General features: G+C 66.6%; 17 protein-coding genes. 16 read left to right on the top strand and 1 reads right to left on the bottom strand.

The features are described from left to right. Position 1 precedes the first annotated feature (1 nt). The 9 genes from ruvX to nusB all read left to right on the top strand — a co-directional run bounded on the left by ruvX (position 2) and on the right by nusB (position 7,796). Positions 2-598: a Holliday junction resolvase RuvX gene (gene ruvX, locus OVA06_RS08045; protein ID WP_056079436.1), complete on the top strand. Its 597-nt coding sequence runs from the start codon at positions 2-4 to the stop codon at positions 596-598. Next, positions 595-2,391, top strand: coding sequence for an endolytic transglycosylase MltG (gene mltG, locus OVA06_RS08050; RefSeq protein WP_268157504.1), 1,797 nt, complete (start codon positions 595-597; stop codon positions 2,389-2,391). Before ruvX ends, mltG begins: the two co-directional genes overlap by 4 nt. Further along, the gene (locus OVA06_RS08055) at positions 2,388-3,248 is read left to right on the top strand and encodes a shikimate dehydrogenase (protein ID WP_268160706.1); all 861 of its coding nucleotides are present in this window, start codon (positions 2,388-2,390) and stop codon (positions 3,246-3,248) included. Before mltG ends, OVA06_RS08055 begins: the two co-directional genes overlap by 4 nt. A 26-nt stretch (positions 3,249-3,274) precedes the next feature. Further along, positions 3,275-4,474 (top strand): chorismate synthase, encoded by a 1,200-nt coding sequence (gene aroC / locus OVA06_RS08060; protein ID WP_056079429.1) that lies wholly within the window; start codon positions 3,275-3,277, stop codon positions 4,472-4,474. A 59-nt stretch (positions 4,475-4,533) separates the two neighbouring features. Continuing rightward, the gene (locus OVA06_RS08065; protein ID WP_056079938.1) at positions 4,534-5,043 is read left to right on the top strand and encodes a shikimate kinase; all 510 of its coding nucleotides are present in this window, start codon (positions 4,534-4,536) and stop codon (positions 5,041-5,043) included. Beyond that, a complete protein-coding gene (gene aroB, locus OVA06_RS08070) occupies positions 5,040-6,131 on the top strand; it encodes a 3-dehydroquinate synthase (RefSeq protein ID WP_056079427.1) in 1,092 nt (363 codons plus the stop codon). The genes OVA06_RS08065 and aroB overlap by 4 nt, the downstream gene beginning before the upstream one ends. Further along, entirely contained in the window at positions 6,131-6,649 is a 519-nt protein-coding gene (locus tag OVA06_RS08075; protein ID WP_056079424.1) for a tetratricopeptide repeat protein, read from the top strand. Before aroB ends, OVA06_RS08075 begins: the two co-directional genes overlap by 1 nt. Before the next feature lie 173 nt (positions 6,650-6,822). Beyond that, entirely contained in the window at positions 6,823-7,386 is a 564-nt protein-coding gene (efp, locus tag OVA06_RS08080; RefSeq protein ID WP_056079419.1) for an elongation factor P, read from the top strand. After that, the gene (gene nusB / locus OVA06_RS08085; protein WP_056079416.1) at positions 7,386-7,796 is read left to right on the top strand and encodes a transcription antitermination factor NusB; all 411 of its coding nucleotides are present in this window, start codon (positions 7,386-7,388) and stop codon (positions 7,794-7,796) included. The genes efp and nusB overlap by 1 nt, the downstream gene beginning before the upstream one ends. Before the next feature lie 167 nt (positions 7,797-7,963). Here the strand turns inward: nusB and OVA06_RS08090 are convergent, their stop codons facing one another. Continuing rightward, complete coding sequence (locus OVA06_RS08090; protein WP_268157512.1) at positions 7,964-9,241, bottom strand: PrsW family intramembrane metalloprotease; 1,278 nt, start codon at positions 9,239-9,241, stop codon at positions 7,964-7,966. A 177-nt stretch (positions 9,242-9,418) separates the two neighbouring features. On the opposite strand from OVA06_RS08090, the gene pyrR reads away from it, so the two are divergent. From pyrR to pyrF, 7 genes are read left to right on the top strand one after another with little or no spacing between them, the layout of a single operon-like run. After that, complete coding sequence (gene pyrR / locus OVA06_RS08095; RefSeq protein ID WP_056079410.1) at positions 9,419-10,006, top strand: bifunctional pyr operon transcriptional regulator/uracil phosphoribosyltransferase PyrR; 588 nt, start codon at positions 9,419-9,421, stop codon at positions 10,004-10,006. Further along, positions 10,003-11,031, top strand: a complete 1,029-nt coding sequence (locus OVA06_RS08100) for an aspartate carbamoyltransferase catalytic subunit (protein WP_268157514.1) — start codon at positions 10,003-10,005, stop codon at positions 11,029-11,031. The genes pyrR and OVA06_RS08100 overlap by 4 nt, the downstream gene beginning before the upstream one ends. Then, positions 11,031-12,380, top strand: a complete 1,350-nt coding sequence (locus OVA06_RS08105; RefSeq protein WP_261619681.1) for a dihydroorotase — start codon at positions 11,031-11,033, stop codon at positions 12,378-12,380. The genes OVA06_RS08100 and OVA06_RS08105 overlap by 1 nt, the downstream gene beginning before the upstream one ends. Continuing rightward, positions 12,380-12,898, top strand: a complete 519-nt coding sequence (locus tag OVA06_RS08110) for a PH-like domain-containing protein (RefSeq protein ID WP_268157516.1) — start codon at positions 12,380-12,382, stop codon at positions 12,896-12,898. Before OVA06_RS08105 ends, OVA06_RS08110 begins: the two co-directional genes overlap by 1 nt. A gap of 19 nt (positions 12,899-12,917) precedes the next feature. Then, positions 12,918-14,189, top strand: coding sequence for a glutamine-hydrolyzing carbamoyl-phosphate synthase small subunit (gene carA / locus OVA06_RS08115; protein WP_261619679.1), 1,272 nt, complete (start codon positions 12,918-12,920; stop codon positions 14,187-14,189). Further along, entirely contained in the window at positions 14,189-17,518 is a 3,330-nt protein-coding gene (gene carB, locus OVA06_RS08120) for a carbamoyl-phosphate synthase large subunit (protein ID WP_268157519.1), read from the top strand. The genes carA and carB overlap by 1 nt, the downstream gene beginning before the upstream one ends. Next, positions 17,511-18,383 (top strand): orotidine-5'-phosphate decarboxylase, encoded by an 873-nt coding sequence (gene pyrF, locus OVA06_RS08125; RefSeq protein WP_056079393.1) that lies wholly within the window; start codon positions 17,511-17,513, stop codon positions 18,381-18,383. The genes carB and pyrF overlap by 8 nt, the downstream gene beginning before the upstream one ends. Positions 18,384-18,395 lie beyond the last annotated feature (12 nt).

Raw genomic sequence — 18,395 nt, forward strand, 5'->3', positions numbered from 1 at the left:
CATGACCGATCCCGCAACCGCCGGCGGCTACCCCCAGGGCGTCAAACTGGGGGTAGACGTTGGCACGGTCCGGGTGGGGGTGGCCATCTGTGACCGTGACTCCATTCTGGCCACGCCGTACAAGACCCTGGACCGGAACACCAAGAAGAACTCCGACGTTCGCCTGATCGCGAAGCTGGCGGAGGAGCTGGGAGCTGTGCAGGTCATCGTGGGCATGCCCCGCACCATGAAGGGCGAGGAACACGCCTCGGCCAGGATGGCGTCCGACTATGCCCGGCTGCTGGCGGCCGAGCTCGCCGCCCGTGGCCTGGACGTTCCGGTCAATATGGTTGACGAGCGGCTCAGCAGCGTCACGGCGCACCGCAACCTGCACGAAGCTGGCATGAGCAGCAGGAACCACCGTAAAGTAGTTGATCAGGTCGCGGCGGCAGGCATCCTGCAGCACGCCATCGACATGCAGAAAGCCCGGGGAGCGGATGTCGGCTCACGCGTGGCAGCGCCATTCCCGTCCGTGGACCTGGGGGACAGCGGGGCGGATGAGTCCGTCCGCGCCACCCCGGATACGGCCCGATTTTCAGATAATGGAAGGCAACAGTGAGCCCTGCCAACATTGACGACGCCTCAGGGCCCCTGGACTCCGGGGGAGGGAGGCCGCTGACGCGCAAGGAGATCCGGGCACGGGAAAAGAGCCTCGACACCGGCGGCCAGGGCGCTGTCCCTGAGCAGGCCTACGAGACTGGTGCCGACGTGCCCCCGCAGCCCGCAGATCCTCCCGCCGTCCCTGCGCAGCCGGCCACCGGCCCCACTGCCGCAGCGCCGTTGCCGGCCGCACCGGCCGTGCCCCCTTCCATCCAGGAAACAGCCCCGGACAACAGGACGCCTGACCACGGGATACCTGGCAACGGAACGCCCGACGACGGAGGTCACCATGGTGCCGCACAGCAGGACCCCGCCGCACACGGTGCGCCTGAGCAGCCTGAACCCGTCGCGGACAACGTGAGTGACCCCCACGAACCCGGATCGCGGCACGGCGAAGTGTTCGCTGCCGACGACCACCAGGACCTGCATGCGGCCGGGGAACACCCGGCGACTGACGTTCATGAGTACGCGGGAGACCCGCACTACGCTGACCCGGCCCAGTATCCGGACGGTCACGAGTACCACGACAACGCCCATTACGGTCCGGCCCACGGCGACGCCGACTACCACCACGGCCTCCACGCCGAAGAGGCCGGCCACCACACCGGCCACCCGGAGGACGTGCACCATGCCGATACCGCAGCGCACAGCCTCATCGCCGGTTCACCGGCAACCCAGGTAGTGGGCAGGCCCTCCAAGAAGGTCCGCCGCCGCCGCCGGCTGCTGGCGCTTTTCCTCACCCTCGCCGTTTTCGTTACCGCCGTGGCGGTTGGTGCGCAGTTCCTCAAACCCCTCCTCGGCAGCACCAAAGCCAGCGACTTCCCGGGCCCAGGCTCGGGCCAGGTCCAGGTAACCGTGGACAACGGGGAAGGCACCCGGTCCGTGGCCATGGACCTCGAAAACAAAGGCGTCGTGGCCAACGCTGACACGTTCCTTCAGGCGTTCAGCGCTTCGGGCGGCACGCTGGCGCCGGGTGACTACACCTTCAAGTCTGAAATGAAGAACAAGGACGCAGTCGACGTCCTCCTTGGCCAGGACAAGGGCAAGGTGATCTACTTCGCCCTCAGTGCGGGCCTGCGGGTCAATGAGTCCCTCCAGGCCATCTCCGAAGGTTCCGGCATATCGATCCAGCAACTCCAGGCGCTCAGCAACGAGCCGGCGCAGTTCGGCTTGCCGGCAAACGCCAAGAACCTGGAGGGCTACCTTGCGCCGGGCGAGCACCGCTTCCCGCTGGGCACGTCCGCCAAGGACATCCTGCAGGCCCTGGTCAAGGTGACCGTGGACGAGCTGGTGTCACAGGGCATCACCGATCCTGCCAAGCAGTACCAGTCCGTGATCGTGGCCAGCATTGTCCAGGCCGAAGGCGGCCAGGCCGAATACGGTGACGTCGCCGGAGCCATCTACAACCGGCTCAAGCCCAACGACCAGACCGGCGGCTTCCTGCAGGTCGACTCGGCCGTCACGTACGGGCTTGGGACGAAGAGCTACAACTTCACGGACGAGCAGCGCCAGGACAAGTCCAACCCGTACAACACGTATGCGAACCCCGGGCTGCCTCCGGGACCCATCGGCTCGCCGGGCAAGACTGCCATCGACGCCGCCGCCAGGCCCAAGACCAACGACTACCTCTTCTGGGTGACGGTCAACCTGGACACCAAGGAGACCAAGTTCGCCAAAACCCTGGCCGAACACAATGTCTACGTGGAGCAGTACAACTCCTGGTGCCGGGCGAACGCGGGCCGCTGCACATGACCCTGCGGGCCGCAGTGCTGGGGCACCCGATCAGCCATTCAAAGTCCCCGGCCCTGCATCTTGCTGCCTACCGGCAGTTGGATGCAGACATCAGCTACACGGCAATCGACGTCACCGAGCAGCTCCTTCCAGGCCTGATGGGGCAGGTCCGCCACCAACGGGGATGGTGCGGACTTTCGGTCACCATGCCGTTGAAGACCGCCATGCTGGACCATGTGGACGAGGTCCGCGGCATCGCCCGGACCCTCGGCGTGGTCAATACCGTTTCCTTTGAGGACAACGGACAGGGGCCGCGGGCCATCGGCTCCAACACGGACGTGGCTGGAATAGTCAATGCCCTCCGGCAGGCGGGAGCGACTACCGCACCCTCCGCAGTCATCCTCGGCGGCGGCGGCACCGCGGCGTCCGCGGTCGCCGCGCTGCGGGAGCTCGGAACCCGATGTGTGCAGATCTTCGTACGGGACCCTGCCCGCACCGCAGACGTCCGTACAGCGGCCGCAAACGCCGGCGTCAACCTTGAGGTGCTGACGCTGGCCGAAGCCGTGCTGCCCACGGCTGCTGCCGACGTCGTCATTTCCACGTTGCCGCCCCGGGCGGCGGACGGCCTTGCCGCCGAGATAGCCGCCCTGAAAACGGCAACCCCGGGCGTCCTGCTGGATGTTGCCTACGACCCCTGGCCCAGCCTGATCGCCTCCGTATGGCAGGCGGGCGGCGGTGCGGTGGTCCCCGGACTGGAGATGCTGCTGTACCAGGCAGTGGAACAGGTGCGCCTTTTCACAGGCCGCGGGGATGACGTTAACGCAGCTGTCATAGATGTGATGTGCGCCTCAGTCGGCCTTCCCCGACGGGCTTTGTAACCGCCCTACGTGGCAGGATGGAAGATATGTTGCGTTGGTTGACTGCCGGTGAATCCCATGGTCCGGCTCTGATGGGAATTATTGAAGGCGTCCCCGCCGGTGTTGAAATCACCAGCGGGCACATCGCTGACTCCCTGGCCCGCCGCCGCCTCGGATACGGCCGCGGTGCCCGGATGAAGTTCGAGCAGGACGTCGTCACCATCCTGGGCGGCGTCAGGCACGGTGTGACCCAGGGCGGTCCCGTGGCTGTCCAGGTGGGAAACACCGAATGGCCCAAGTGGGAGCAGATCATGGCGCCGGATCCGGTGGATCCGGAACTGCTTGCAGACCAGGCGCGAAATGCGCCCCTGACGCGCCCGCGTCCCGGCCACGCGGACTTCACCGGCATGCAGAAATACGGCTTCGATGAAGCCCGTCCCGTACTGGAACGTGCCAGCGCCCGCGAGACCGCCACCCGGGTGGCCATGGGTACCGTCGCCGCCCGGTTCCTCAAGCACCTCGGCATCGAGCTCGTCAGCCACACCGTGTCCATCGCCAGCGTATCCGTTCCCGACGGCCGGCCGCTCCCCGAGCCGGCAGATGTCATCGCCCTGGACGCCGATCCACTGCGCTGCTTCGACCGGGAAACCTCCGACGCCATGGTTGCCGAGGTGGACGCCGCCCACAAGGAAGGCGAAACCCTGGGTGGCGTGGTGGAGGTCCTGGCGTACGGCCTGCCGCCCGGACTGGGCAGCTACGTCCACTGGGACCGCCGGCTGGATTCCCGCCTGGCTGCTGCCCTCATGGGCATCCAGGCCATCAAGGGCGTGGAAGTGGGCGACGGATTCCGGACTGCTGCCCGCCGCGGCTCTGCGGCCCACGACGAAATCGTGCGGGATGAAGACGGCCGGATCGTGCGTACCAGCAACAGGGCAGGCGGCATTGAAGGCGGCATGAGCATCGGGGACGTCCTGCGTGTCCGCGCCGCGATGAAGCCGATTGCCACGGTGCCCCGTGCCCTGAAAACGATCGACGTCAGCACCGGCGAACCGGCCAAGGCCCATCACCAGCGCTCTGACGTCTGTGCCGTTCCGGCCGCAGGCGTGGTCGCGGAGGCCATGGTGGCCCTGGTCCTGGCCGAAGCCGTTACCGAGAAATTCGGCGGGGACTCCGTGGCAGAGACCGCCCGCAACATCAAGGGTTACCTGGACAACATTCCGGCGTCCCTGGACTCGATCGGCCAGTAGTGCCCGCCCAGAGCAGTACCGGGCCCGTCGGTAACCGGCCGATCGTCCTGATCGGCCCAATGGCCGTGGGCAAATCCGCCATCGGACAGCAACTGGCCCAACAACTCGGTGCACCGTTCGTAGACACGGATGCCGTGATCGTGGCGGGCCACGGTTCCATCGCCGACATCTTCACCGGCCGGGGCGAACGCGCCTTCCGCGAGATCGAGGCGCGTGCTGTTGCCTCCACCGTTGAAGCGGCCGAAGGCACGGCCACGGTGATCTCACTCGGCGGGGGCGCTGTTTTGGACTCGGGAACGCAGCAGCTGATTGGCCGCTGCACAGTGGTCTACCTCGAATGCGATGCGAATACCGTTGCTGCCCGCATTGCCCGCAACTCCGGACGCCCCCTGCTGGCAGGGGACGCCATGGGGCGCTGGACAGAAATGTTCGCCGCCCGCAAGCCGGTCTACGAGAGGCTTGCAGACATCACCCTGGACGTGCGCCAGGGCTCGGTATCCGAGCTCGGCAACCGGCTGGAAGCAGCGCTGCACAACTACGCAGCTGCCAAACAGGAAGTTGAAAAGTGAACACCTCATCAACAGTCATCAAGGTCACCGGTGAATCCGCAGCCAACAACTACGACGTTGTGGTGGGGCGGGGCCTGCTGGGAACCCTTCCGGAAATCCTGGGGGAGCGGGTGCGGCGCGTGCTGGTCATCCACCCCAGGGCCCTGCGCCTCACCGGCGACACCGTCCGCGATGACCTTGAATCCGCAGGCTTCACCGCACTGACCGCGGAAATCCCTGACGCCGAAGAGGGCAAACACATCCAGGTTGCCGCCTTCTGCTGGCAGGTCCTGGGCCAGAACGACTTCACCAGGTCAGACGCCATCGTCGCCGTCGGCGGGGGAGCGGTCACCGACCTGGCCGGCTTCGTGGCCGCCACCTGGCTACGCGGCGTCAAAGTCATCCACATGCCCACCAGCCTGCTGGGGATGGTGGACGCCTCCGTCGGCGGCAAGACCGGCATCAACACTGCCGAAGGCAAGAACCTGGTGGGCGCCTTCCACCCGCCCGCAGCTGTCCTGGCCGACCTGGACACCCTGGACACCCTGCCCAGAAACGAACTCATTTCCGGCATGGCCGAAGTAGTCAAGTGCGGCTTCATCGCGGACCCCGCCATCCTCGAACTGGTGGAGAAGGACTTTGCCGCGGTCACCGATCCGCGGTCCGAGACGCTCCGCGAGCTCATTGAACGTGCCATCGCTGTCAAAGCCAAGGTGGTCTCCGAAGACCTCAAGGAATCCGGGCTCCGCGAAATCCTCAACTACGGCCACACCCTGGGCCACGCCATCGAACTGGTGGAACGCTACTCGTGGCGGCACGGCGCCGCCGTTTCCGTCGGCATGATGTTCGCCGCGGAACTCGCCCGCAGCGTGGGCCGCCTGGGCGATGCCGACGCCGACAGGCACCGAAGCATCCTCGAAGGCCTTGGGCTTCCGGTCACCTACCGGCGGGACCGGTGGCAGGGCTTGCTGGACGGTATGCGGCGGGACAAGAAGTCCCGCGGCGACTTGCTGCGGTTCGTCGTGCTGGATGGTGTGGCCAAGCCGGGCATCCTGGATGTGCCCGACACGTCCCTCCTGTTCGCTGCCTACCAGGAAGTCGCTTCCTGATGCAGGGCGACATGGAAGGCACCGCCGAATGGCCCGAAGCAGGCTTCCCGGGAATCCGGATCAACCCTGAAACCCTGCTCCCGCAAATCGTCAACGATGATGCGTGCCGGGAAGCGCTTGCGGCCTCCACGGATCCTGCCGACCACGTTTTTGTACTGCTGGTCGAGGGCCACGGGGCAGAAGCTGCCGAACTGCTGGCCGAAGCCAGGTTCAAGGACCCTGAATCCTTCCGGCTGCGTGCCTTCGAGGCAGAGGTCCTGCGGGTTTCGAACCGGTTGGACAGGGCTGTGGAGCTGTTCCGCCAGCTGCTGCACGAGGTCCAGGGCACCCCCAAGGAAGCCCTGGCACTGCAGTTCCTCGGCAAGACCCAGTACACGGCCGGGCAGACCTCCGCTGCCGTGGAATCCTTCGCCCGGGCATTGGACCTGCGCGTAGCACAGTCCGCTGATGCGGCGCTGATCTACTCGTCGACCGTTGCCCTGCAGCGCGCGCGGGACGTACTGGACCTGGCCTGCTGAGACCCCGCTTTGGGCCGCCGGGGAAGTCCGCGTCCAATTGCCGGTAGACTGGTTTTTGAATTTTTTCCCAGCTCCCCGGATCTTTGACAAAAACGTGCAGGCACGCCATGCGGCGGACTGCCCGGCATAGAACGTCTGACCACGCGCCAGACTGAGAAACCTAAGGAAACCCAGTGGCAACCACGAACGACATTAAGAACGGAACGGTCCTGAAGCTCGAGGGCCAGCTCTGGAACATCATCGAGTTCCAGCACGTCAAGCCCGGTAAGGGTGGCGCTTTCGTGCGAACGAAAATGCGCAACGTGATGTCCGGCAAGGTTGTAGACAAGACGTTCAACGCCGGCCTCAAGATCGAAACCGCCACGGTTGACCGCCGGGACTACCAGTACCTGTACCAGGACGGCGCCGACTTCGTGTTCATGGACACCTCGGATTACGACCAGATCACCGTCTCCGGCGCCACCGTGGGCGACGCCACCAACTTCATGCTCGAGAACCAGATGGTCAACATCGCCATCCACGAGGGCAACCCGCTGTACATCGAACTGCCGCCGAGCGTTGTCCTTGAAATCACCTACACCGAGCCCGGCCTGCAGGGCGACCGCTCCTCCGCGGGCACCAAGCCGGCCACGCTGGAAACCGGCTACGAGATCCAGGTTCCGCTGTTCGTCGAAAACAACACCAAGGTCAAGGTGGACACCCGCGACGGCAGCTACCTCGGCCGGGTCTCTGAGTAGTGAGCGCACGCGGTAAAGCCCGCAGCAGGGCACTGGACGTTCTTTTTGAAGCCGAGCAGCGCTCCGTTTCCGCCTTTGACGTCCTCCGTGCACGGCGCGAAAAGACCGACCAGATCGTCAACCCCTACACCCTGGAAATTGTCGAGGGCGTGGTGTCCCGCCAGTCAGCCATTGACGAGTTCCTGGAGACCTATTCGCAGGGCTGGAGCCTGGAGCGCATGCCTTCGGTGGACCGGATCATCCTGCGCATCGGCACCTGGGAGCTCCTCTACAACGACGACGTCCCCGATGGCGTCGCCGTCAGCGAGGCCGTGACCCTGGCCAAGACCCTGTCCACGGACGAGTCGCCCCAGTTCATCAACGGGCTCCTGGGCCGCCTGCAGCAGCTGAAGCCGTCGCTGCTGGCCTGACCCACGAACCAGCCATGAAGGCCGCACCCTGAGGGGTGCGGCCTTCATGCGTTAAGGCGGCCGGCCGCCGTCGAACCCTGTCCTGTTCGCGGGTCAGAACCTGCAAGGTCCGGTTCCGCGAACAAGCCCGGGACGGGACCAAGGAACCCGGCGCACCCCGGTACGGGCTAGGCGACAATTGCTGCCCGGAGTGCCAATACCCGCTGGAGCTGCTTGCGCTCCTCAGCCTGGTGGAGCTGCACATCGCGGCCGCTGAGGATCCGCTGCCGGATATTGGCCAGCACCGTGGCTGCCCTGAGGAAGTCCTTCATCTGTTGTTTCTTGCCGTATCCGGCGGCCCAGTTCAGCACGGTCCGCCGCCCGCCAATGGTACCCAGCAATTCGACCTCCGCCGGCGTAAACCAGCCCGCGGCGGAATACTCAAGCAGCCGCTGCCTGGTCAGCCGCTTTTCCGCCACCCGCAGCACAACAATCCCGGCAACCGCGAGGCAGAAGATGGGCACCTGCACCACGATGTAGTCCACCAGGAAGCCGTTGCCCATGCTGTTCCACCGGTTGTGCAGGAACATCGCCGGCAGCAGTCCCACGAAGAAGGCCAGGATGGAAACTCCGGTGTGCCATCGCCGGGCCGCGAAGCCCATGATCAGCCCGGTGGTCCCGGTGAAAATGGCGTGGGCGAACGGAGACATCACGCCACGGAGGAAGAACACCTGCGCGAAATCGCCGCCCGGGCCCGGCGCCTCGGAGATGGCGCGGCCAAAGTAGAGGATGTTTTCGGTGAACGCGAAGCCGCCGGCAATCGTGAAGGCGAAAACCACGCCGTCCACCGGCCCGTCGAAATGCTTCCTGGCCAGCAGGAGGAGGACCAGCAGGCCAAGGGACTTCGCGAACTCTTCAACGATGGGTGCCTGCACCGTTGCCATGTATGTCCGCAGGTCGGGTTCATCCGAGAACTGGAACGTCAGCACAAACAGCGGCTGGACCAGCAGGGTGACGGCAATCGACACCGCCGCGCCCCACGTGAAGGCGAACAACAGCAGCCGCTTTGGCTCCGGCTCCCACTTGTCGATGATGGCAACGGCCAGCAGTACCAGGGACAGCGGTATCAGGGACGCGATGAAGCCCCCCACGAACCCGGCCGTTCCCGTGTTAGCCAGCAGGAACGGCACCACCAGGAACAGGCTGAGGAAGGCGAGGATTCCGCCCGCCACCGTGAGGCCAACCAGTCCGCCGTTGAGCCTGCCCGGGTTGCGTGCCGCTTCCTGGTCCGGGGGAGGCAGGACGCTGCTGACGGGGCGGCCGCGGTGGTCCGGGGCAGCCAGGTAATGCTGCGGTGCCACCTGGCCCATCCAGCTGGGATTCGCTGGGCCGGGCAGGGGGCCGGAAGCGCCAGGGTGGGGACCGTAGGGCGGGCCCGACGGCGGCTGGCGGGGATGCGTCGACATATCCGCAAGCCTAGGTGGCGGGGTGGTCCGGTCCAAGGACCGTCCGCACGCCGCGTTTCAATGTGACGATCAACGCGTTGATCCGGCGCCGCCGGGGGGCGGGCCTATGGTAATTTTGAAACGCACATGATCCTTTTTTAATTCCGTCCTGTGAGGCGGGGAAAGGGGAGACGAGCGTTGACTTCTGTCACCAGCGCACCGGTTCCAGCCAGGGTAGTACTCAGCCAGGCTGACATAGACCGTGCCCTCACTCGTATCGCCCATGAGATCCTCGAAGCCAACAAGGGATCCCGGGACCTCGTCCTGCTGGGCATTCCCCGCCGCGGATATCCGCTGGCAGTCCGGCTGGCCCAGAAAATCGCCGCCGCGGACAGCACCGTTGACGCCGCCGCCATCGTCGGCCAACTGGACGTCACCATGTTCCGGGATGACCTTTCGCACCAGGGAACCCGCCCGCCGCACCCCACCAAACTGCCCCGTACCGGCATCGACAACAAAGTCGTGGTCCTGATCGATGACGTCCTGTACTCCGGCCGGACCATCCGGGCAGCACTGGACGCCCTCGTGGACCTGGGCCGCCCGCGCATCGTCCGCCTCGCCGTCCTGATCGACCGCGGACACCGTGAGTTGCCCATCCGGGCCGACCATGTGGGGAAGAACCTGCCCACATCCTCCGTGGAAAAGGTCCGGGTCCGGCTCGAAGAGACCGACACCCCGGCCGGCGGAACCCCCGTCAACGAAGTCGTGATCGAGGGCGGACTGTGAAGCACCTGCTCTCCACCCAGGACCTCAGCCTCCACAACGCCATCCGCATCCTCGACACCGCCGAGGAGATGTCGGCAGTGGGCGACCGTGAAGTGAAGAAGCTTCCCGCCCTGCGCGGCCGCACCGTGGTAAACCTCTTCTTCGAAGATTCCACCCGCACCAGGATTTCCTTCGAAGCGGCAGCCAAGCGGTTGTCCGCGGACGTCATCAACTTCGCCGCCAAAGGATCATCGGTCTCCAAGGGTGAATCCCTCAAGGACACCGCCCAGACGCTGTCCGCGATGGGTGCCGACGCCGTCGTCATCCGCCACTGGGCCTCCGGCGCACCGCACCGTCTCGCCGCGACGGACTGGATCGATGCCGGGGTCATCAACGCCGGCGACGGCACCCATGAGCACCCCACACAGGCACTGCTGGACGCCTTCACCATGCGCCGGCACTGGGCGAAACTGTCGGGTACCCCCTCTGAGGGCGCCGATTTGAAAGGGATGCGCGTGGCGATCGCCGGCGATGTCCTGCACTCCCGCGTGGCCCGTTCCAATGTCTGGCTCCTGCGCACCCTCGGTGCGGAAGTCACCCTGGTTGCGCCGCCCACCCTGCTGCCCATCGGCGTCGAAAAGTGGCCCTGCAGCGTCAGCTACGACCTCGACGAGACACTCGCCCGGGGCGTAGACGCCGTCATGATGCTCCGCGTCCAGGGCGAGCGAATGAACGCTTCGTTCTTCCCCAGCACCCGCGAATACTCACGCCGCTGGGGCTTCGATGACAACCGCCTGCGCGCCCTCGACACCCTGGGCATGAAGGACACCATCATCATGCACCCGGGCCCCATGAACCGGGGGCTCGAAATCAGCGCAGCCGCAGCCGACTCACCCCGTTCCACCGTCCTCGCGCAGGTCCGCAACGGTGTGTCCGTTCGGATGGCTGCGCTGTACCTGCTGCTCTCCGGGGACTCCCGGGAAGCGGCCGCAACCCCGGTCCTGGCCACCGCCGGAACCGCCCATTCCACCAAGGAGAGCATCTGATGGCCGGCAACACCGGAACGTACTTGATCCAAGGCGCCTCCATCCTGGGCGGCGAGCCGGCAGACCTGCTGATCCGCGACGGCATCATCGCCGAAGTCGGCACAGGCCTCTCGCCGGAAGGACAGGACGGGGACGTCACGGTCATTGACGCCGCGGGCCTGGTGGCGCTGCCCGGCATGGTGGATGTCCACACCCACCTCCGTGAGCCCGGGAGGGAGGACGCGGAAACCGTGGAGACCGGAACCCGCGCAGCTGCCCTCGGCGGTTATACGGCCGTCCACGCCATGGCCAACAGCACCCCGGTTGCCGATACCGCCGGTGTGGTGGAGCAGGTCTACACCCTGGGACGCACCGCAGGCTGGGTTGATGTCCGCCCGGTGGGCGCCGTCACGGTGGGCCTTGCGGGGGAGCAGCTGGCAGAACTGGGTGCCATGGCCGATTCCCGGGCCCGGGTCAGGATGTTCTCCGACGACGGCATCTGCGTCCACGACCCCGTCCTGATGCGCCGGGCGCTGGAGTACGTCAAGGCGTTCGACGGCGTGGTGGCCCAGCACGCGCAGGAACCGCGCCTGACCGCCGGCGCACAGATGAACGAAGGCGAGGTGTCCGCCGTCCTGGGCCTGGCCGGCTGGCCCGCCGTTGCGGAAGAAAGCATCATCGCCCGGGACGTGCTGCTCGCCCAGCACGTCGGCTCCCGGCTGCACGTCTGCCACGTGTCCACCGCCGGTTCGGTGGAAATCATCCGCTGGGCCAAGGAACGCGGCATCAACGTCACCGCCGAGGTCACTCCGCACCACCTGCTCCTCACCGACGACCTGGTCCGCAGCTATGACCCCGTCTTCAAGGTCAACCCGCCGCTGCGCACCGACGCCGACGTCCAGGCATTGCGCGCCGGGCTGGCAGACGGCACCATCGACGTTGTGGGGACCGACCATGCGCCGCACCCCAGCGAGCACAAGGAATGCGAATGGGCACAGGCGGCCATGGGCATGACCGGCCTGGAGACCGCGTTGTCCGTGGTCCAGCACACCATGATCGAGACCGGCCTGATGACCTGGGCCGACTTCGCCCGCGTCACATCCGCGGCGGCTGCGCAGATCGGCCGGCTGGAAGACCAGGGCCGGCCGCTCGAAGCCGGCGAACCGGCCAACGTCATCCTGGTGGACCCCGCCGCCCGCTGGACGGTGGACCCGTTCCGGATGGCTACCATGGGCCGGAACTCACCCTTCAAGGGACGCGAGCTCCCCGGCAAGGTGGTGGCCACGTTCTTCAAGGGCCACCCCACCGTCCTGGACGGCGAGCTCAACACTCCCTACCCCCACGCCGCAGTCGAGGCAGGCGCCGCCTGATGGAAAAAATCCTTCCGGGACTGGCGATGCTGGCGATCATCGCCGTCGTCTTTGTCCTCCTCGGCATTGGCTGGCGCAACCGCCTGAAGCGCCAGTCCGACGTCGGGCCCCTGCCCCAGGCGCCCGCGGAACCGGGCGAGACGTCCGCCGAAGCCGAGGGACAGTACGTTGCCACCACCACCGGCGGCGACTGGCTTGACCGGGTGGCCGTCCACAGCCTCGGCATCCGCACCAACGCAACCCTGGCCGTGTACCCGGACGGTGTGCTGTTCGACCGGGCCGGCGCCCCCGCCCTCTACATCCCCGCTGCATCGCTCACCGGCGTACGGCAGGAAAGCGGCATGGCCGGCAAGTTCGTGGAGAAGGACGGCCTGCTCGTCCTGACCTGGCTGCACGGCTCCCACGAGCTGGACACCGGCTTCCGGACCCGCCGCGCGGCGGACAAGGACACCCTGTACACAGCACTCCAGGAATTGATCTCTTCAGCCCCGGCGGCTGACGCCACCAGTGGAAAGTAAGACAGTGAAAGCGAATACAGTGACTTCAACCACCGCCACCCCGGCAGCCCCCGCTGCGCTCGTCCTCGAAGACGGACGCATCTTCCGCGGCACCAGCTACGGCGCCACAGGAACCGCCCTGGGCGAAGCTGTCTTCGCCACGGGCATGACCGGCTACCAGGAAACCATCACCGATCCCTCCTACGCCCGGCAGCTGGTGGTCCAGACCGCACCGCACATCGGCAACACCGGCGTCAACAGTGAAGACGCCGAATCGCGCCGCATCTGGGTGGCCGGCTACATTGTCCGCGACGCCGCCCGCCGTCCCTCGAACTGGCGCTCCGAACGGTCCCTGGACGAAGAACTCGTCGAGCAGGGCATTGTCGGTATCCAGGGCGTGGACACCCGTGCCATCACGCGCCACCTCCGCGAACACAAGACCATGCGCGCCGGCATCTTCTCAGGTGACGCGGCCCGGGCATCGGACAAGGAACTGGTGGACGCCGTCCTCGCCAGCGCCCCCATGGAGGGCGCCCGCCTCGCCGAGGAAGTCAGCGTAGACGAAGCCTACGTAGTGGAGCCCAAGGACCACGGCTGGGACGCCGAACCCCGGTTCAGCATCGCCGCCATCGACCTCGGCATCAAGGCCATGACCCCCGTCCGGTTCGCTGAGCGCGGCGTGCGCGTCCACGTCCTGCCCGCCACCGCCACCCTCGCGGACGTCAAGGCCGTCAACCCCGACGGCTTCTTCATGTCCAACGGACCCGGCGACCCGGCCACTGCCGACGCCCAGGTCAAGCTGCTCCGCTCCGTCCTGGACGAGAAGCTGCCGTACTTCGGCATCTGCTTCGGCAACCAGATCCTGGGCCGCGCCCTCGGCTTCGGCACCTACAAGCTCCGCTATGGCCACCGCGGCATCAACCAGCCCGTCATGGACCGCCGCACCGGCAAGGTGGAAATCACCTCCCAGAACCACGGCTTTGCCGTGGACGCACCGCTCGACGGCGCCACCCAGGCCCCGGAGGAGCGCTACGGCCGGGTGGAGGTCAGCCACGTCAGCCTGAACGATGACGTCGTGGAAGGCCTCGCCTGCCTCGACATTCCGGCTTTCTCGGTTCAGTACCACCCCGAGGCCGCGGCCGGCCCGCACGACGCCGCGTACCTGTTCGACCGCTTCATCGACCTGATGGAGGGGACGCGGGACGGTAAGACCGCCAACGAGTCCAAGGATCCCGTGGACTCCGCCCACCCGGCAGGCGCTGAATCGGCAATGCCGAAGAATTCCGACAACAAGACTGAGGACAAGAAGTAATGCCGAAACGTACAGATCTCAAGAGCGTCCTCGTCATTGGTTCCGGGCCGATCGTCATCGGCCAGGCCGCCGAATTCGACTACTCCGGTACCCAGGCACTGCGTGTCCTCAAGGAGGAAGGCCTCCGCGTCATCCTCGTGAACTCCAACCCGGCCACCATCATGACCGATCCCGAGTTCGCCGACGCCACCTACATCGAGCCCATCACCCCTGAGGTGGTGGAGAAGATCATCGCCAAAGAGCGCCCGGACGCTGTGCTGCCCACCCTGGGCGGCCAGACGGCGCTCAACACCGCCATCGCGCTGGACAAGAACGGTGTGCTCGAGAAGTACAACGTGGAACTGATCGGCGCGAACATTGCCGCCATTGAGCTCGGCGAAGACCGCGAAAAGTTTAAAGGCGTGGTGGAGCGCTGCGGTGCCGAATCCGCCCGCAGCCACATCATCCACAGCATGGACGAGGCCCTGAAGGCTGCCGACGACCTGGGCTACCCCATGGTGGTCCGCCCCTCCTTCACCATGGGCGGCCTGGGCTCCGGCCTGGCCTACAACGAGGACGACCTCCGCCGCATCGTGGGCCAGGGCCTTCAGTACAGCCCCACCAGCGAGGTCCTGCTCGAAGAGAGCATCCTCGGCTGGAAGGAATACGAGCTCGAGATGATGCGGGACAAGAACGACAACGTGGTTGTCGTCTGCTCCATCGAGAACTTCGACCCCGTGGGCGTGCACACCGGCGACTCCATCACCGTGGCGCCGGCCCTGACCCTGACGGACCGCGAGTACCAGAAGCTCCGTGACGTCTCCATCGCCGTGATCCGCGAAGTGGGCGTGGACACCGGCGGCTGCAACATCCAGTTCGCCATCGATCCCGCCACTGGCCGCGTTGTGGTCATCGAAATGAACCCCCGCGTCTCCCGCTCCTCGGCCCTGGCGTCCAAGGCCACCGGATTCGCGATCGCCAAGATCGCCACCAAGCTCTCCCTGGGCTACACGCTGGACGAGATCCCCAACGACATCACCCAGAAGACCCCGGCATCCTTCGAGCCGACGCTCGACTACGTGGTGGTCAAGGTTCCCCGCTTCGCGTTCGAGAAGTTCCCGGCCGCGGACAACACCCTCACCACCACCATGAAGTCGGTGGGCGAAGCCATGGCCATGGGCCGCAACTTCACCGAAGCCCTGCAGAAGGCCCTCCGTTCCCTGGAGCAGAAGGGCTCGCAGCTGGACTTCAGCTCCGTCCCGGAGTACGAGGTCGCCGAGCTCATCGAAAAGGCCAAGCGCCCCACCACGGACCGGTTGTACCAGGTCCAGCGCGCCCTGCTGGGCGGCGCCACCGTGGAACAGCTTTTCGAGGCCACCAAAATCGATCCCTGGTTCCTGGACCAGCTCGAACTGCTCAACGAGGTTTCCCGGGAGATCCGCCAGGCCGGCGCCCTCACCACGGACATGCTGCAGCGTGCCAAGCGCCACGGGTTCTCCGACGAGCAGATCGGTGCCCTGACGCACAACTCCGAGGCAGTGGTCCGCGGTGTCCGCCAGGCCCTGGGCATCCGCCCCGTCTACAAGACCGTTGACACCTGCGCCGCCGAGTTCGCCGCCTACACGCCGTACCACTACTCGTCCTACGACGAAGAGGACGAGGTGGCGCTGCACTCCAAGCCGTCCATCCTGATCCTCGGTTCAGGCCCCAACCGCATCGGCCAGGGGATTGAGTTCGACTACTCCTGCGTCCACGCTTCCATGGCCCTGCGCAAGGCCGGGTACGAGACTGTGATGGTCAACTGCAACCCGGAGACCGTCTCCACCGACTACGACGTGTCCACGCGCCTGTACTTTGAGCCTCTGACCCTTGAGGACGTCCTTGAGGTCATCGCAGCCGAAGAACGCACCGGCGGCGTCATGGGCGTGTTTGTCCAGCTCGGCGGCCAGACCCCGCTGAAGCTGGCCCAGCAGCTGGCCGACGCCGGTGTCCCCATCCTGGGAACCTCGCCCGAGGCGATCGACTTGGCCGAGCACCGCGGCGCCTTCTCCCGCGTCCTGGACAAGGCGGGCCTGATCTCCCCGAAGAACGGCACCGCCGTCTCCTTCGAGGACGCCAAAAAGATCGCTGATGAAATCGGCTATCCGGTCCTGGTCCGCCCCTCCTACGTGCTGGGCGGCCGCGGCATGGAGATCGTCTACGACGAGCCGAACCTCTCCCGCTACATCGCCAACGCCACAGAGATCACCCCGGACCATCCGGTCCTGATCGACCGGTTCCTGGAAGACGCCGTCGAAATCGACGTCGACGCCCTCTTCGACGGCACTGACATGTACCTGGGCGGCATCATGGAGCACATCGAGGAAGCCGGTATCCACTCCGGCGACTCCGCCTGTGTCCTGCCGCCCATCACGCTGGGGAGCAACGTCATCGAGCGGGTCCGTACCGCTACCCGCGCCATCGCCGAAGGCGTGGGCGTCCGCGGCCTGATCAACATCCAGTTCGCGCTGGCCTCCGACGTCCTGTACGTCCTCGAAGCCAACCCGCGGGCCTCCCGCACCGTGCCGTTCGTCTCCAAGGCCACAGGCGTCCAGATGGCCAAGGCGGCGGCCCTCATTGGGACCGGCGTGACCATCAACCAGCTCCGCACCGCCTACAAAATGCTGCCCGAGACCGGCGACGGGTCCACCCTGCCCCTGGATGCGCCCGTGGCCGTCAAGGAAGCAGTGCTGCCGTTCAGCCGGTTCCGCACCGTTGAAGGAAAAGTGGTGGATTCCCTGCTTGGCCCGGAGATGCGCTCCACCGGCGAGGTGATGGGCATCGACAAGCACTTCGACACCGCGTTCGCCAAGAGCCAGGCGGCCGCCAACAACGCGCTGCCCACCGAAGGCAAGATCTTTGTCTCCGTGGCCAACCGCGACAAGCGGTCCGTGATCATGGGCGTCAAGCGGCTCTCGGACCTGGGCTTCGAAATCGTGTCCACCGGCGGCACCGCGGACGTCCTGCGCCGCAACGGCATCCAGGCCACCCCAGTCCGCAAGGTGGCAGAGGGCAGCAGCGCCGAGGGCGAAGGCACCATTGCGGACCTGGTCGTCGCCGGCGAGATCGACATGGTCTTCAACACGCCTTCGGGCGGAGAAGCCCGCAGCGACGGCTACGAACTCCGCGCGGCAGCAACGTCCATCGGCATTCCCTGCATCACCACGGTGGCCGAGTTCAACGCCGCCGTCCAGGCGATCGAGGCCATGCGCACGTACGAATGGTCCGTCACCAGCCTCCAGGAGCACGCCGCAGCGCTGGGCGAAGCCCAGAAGGCCGCGGCCGGGAAGGCAGACCTGCAGCATGCCTGAGCAGGTACCAGCGTCAGCTGACGTGCAGGGCCGGGAGTCCTTTGGCTCCCGGCTCGGCGCCGCCATGTCCTCCCGCGGCCCGCTGTGCGTGGGCATCGACCCGCACCCGGCACTGCTGAAGAGCTGGGGATTGGCCGACGACGTCGCGGGCCTGCGCCGCTTCTCGCTCACCGTAGTCGAGGCGGTGGCGTCGCTCGCTGCCGCGGTCAAGCCCCAGGTGGCGCTCTTCGAGCGCCACGGCTCCGCCGGCATGGCGGTACTGGAGGAAGTCCTGGCTGAGTCGCGGGACCACTCGGTCCTGACCATCGCAGACGCCAAGCGAGGCGACATCGGCTCCACCATGGCCGCCTACGCCGACGCCTGGCTGCGCGACGGATCCCCGCTGGCGGCAGACTCTGTCACCCTCAGCCCCTACCTCGGCTTCGAATCCCTGCGCCCGGCGCTGGACCTCGCGGCCGAGACCGGGCGCGGCGTCTTCGTCCTGGCGCTGACCTCCAACCCGGAGGGTGCATCCGTGCAGCACGTCGGGGGAGCGGACTCGGTGGCACGCCGGATCACCTCCGCAGCCGCCCGCGAGAACGAACGGTACCAAAGCGGCCTGGGCTCGGTGGGCCTGGTGGTGGGGGCCACCGTCGGCAGCGCCCTGGCGGACCTTGACCTTGACCTCGCAGCCGTCCGGGGCCCCATCCTGGCCCCCGGGCTGGGCGCCCAGGGCGCAACGCCGGCCGACCTGCGGGCCACCTTCGGGGACGCCTACCCGCTGGTCCTGGGCACATCCAGCCGGGACATCCTGGCTGCGGGACCGGAACCCCGCGGATTGCGGGAAGCCGCCCAGCGGACCCTGGCGGGCCTGCGCCAGGGCTGAGCCGGGAATAGT

The sequence above is a fragment of the Pseudarthrobacter sp. SL88 genome (genome assembly GCF_026672455.1).
GTDB lineage: Bacteria > Actinomycetota > Actinomycetes > Actinomycetales > Micrococcaceae > Arthrobacter.

Coding starts and splice junctions, on each gene's coding strand:
- aroC (WP_056079429.1), top strand. CDS start 3,275: ATGTTGCGTTGGTTGACTGCCGGTGAATCCCATGGTCCGGCTCTGATG.
- OVA06_RS08065 (WP_056079938.1), top strand. CDS start 4,534: ATGGCCGTGGGCAAATCCGCCATCGGACAGCAACTGGCCCAACAACTC.
- OVA06_RS08105 (WP_261619681.1), top strand. CDS start 11,031: ATGGCCGGCAACACCGGAACGTACTTGATCCAAGGCGCCTCCATCCTG.
- OVA06_RS08090 (WP_268157512.1), bottom strand. CDS start 9,241: ATGTCGACGCATCCCCGCCAGCCGCCGTCGGGCCCGCCCTACGGTCCC.
- carB (WP_268157519.1), top strand. CDS start 14,189: ATGCCGAAACGTACAGATCTCAAGAGCGTCCTCGTCATTGGTTCCGGG.
- pyrF (WP_056079393.1), top strand. CDS start 17,511: ATGCCTGAGCAGGTACCAGCGTCAGCTGACGTGCAGGGCCGGGAGTCC.
- OVA06_RS08110 (WP_268157516.1), top strand. CDS start 12,380: ATGGAAAAAATCCTTCCGGGACTGGCGATGCTGGCGATCATCGCCGTC.
- OVA06_RS08075 (WP_056079424.1), top strand. CDS start 6,131: ATGCAGGGCGACATGGAAGGCACCGCCGAATGGCCCGAAGCAGGCTTC.
- ruvX (WP_056079436.1), top strand. CDS start 2: ATGACCGATCCCGCAACCGCCGGCGGCTACCCCCAGGGCGTCAAACTG.
- OVA06_RS08055 (WP_268160706.1), top strand. CDS start 2,388: ATGACCCTGCGGGCCGCAGTGCTGGGGCACCCGATCAGCCATTCAAAG.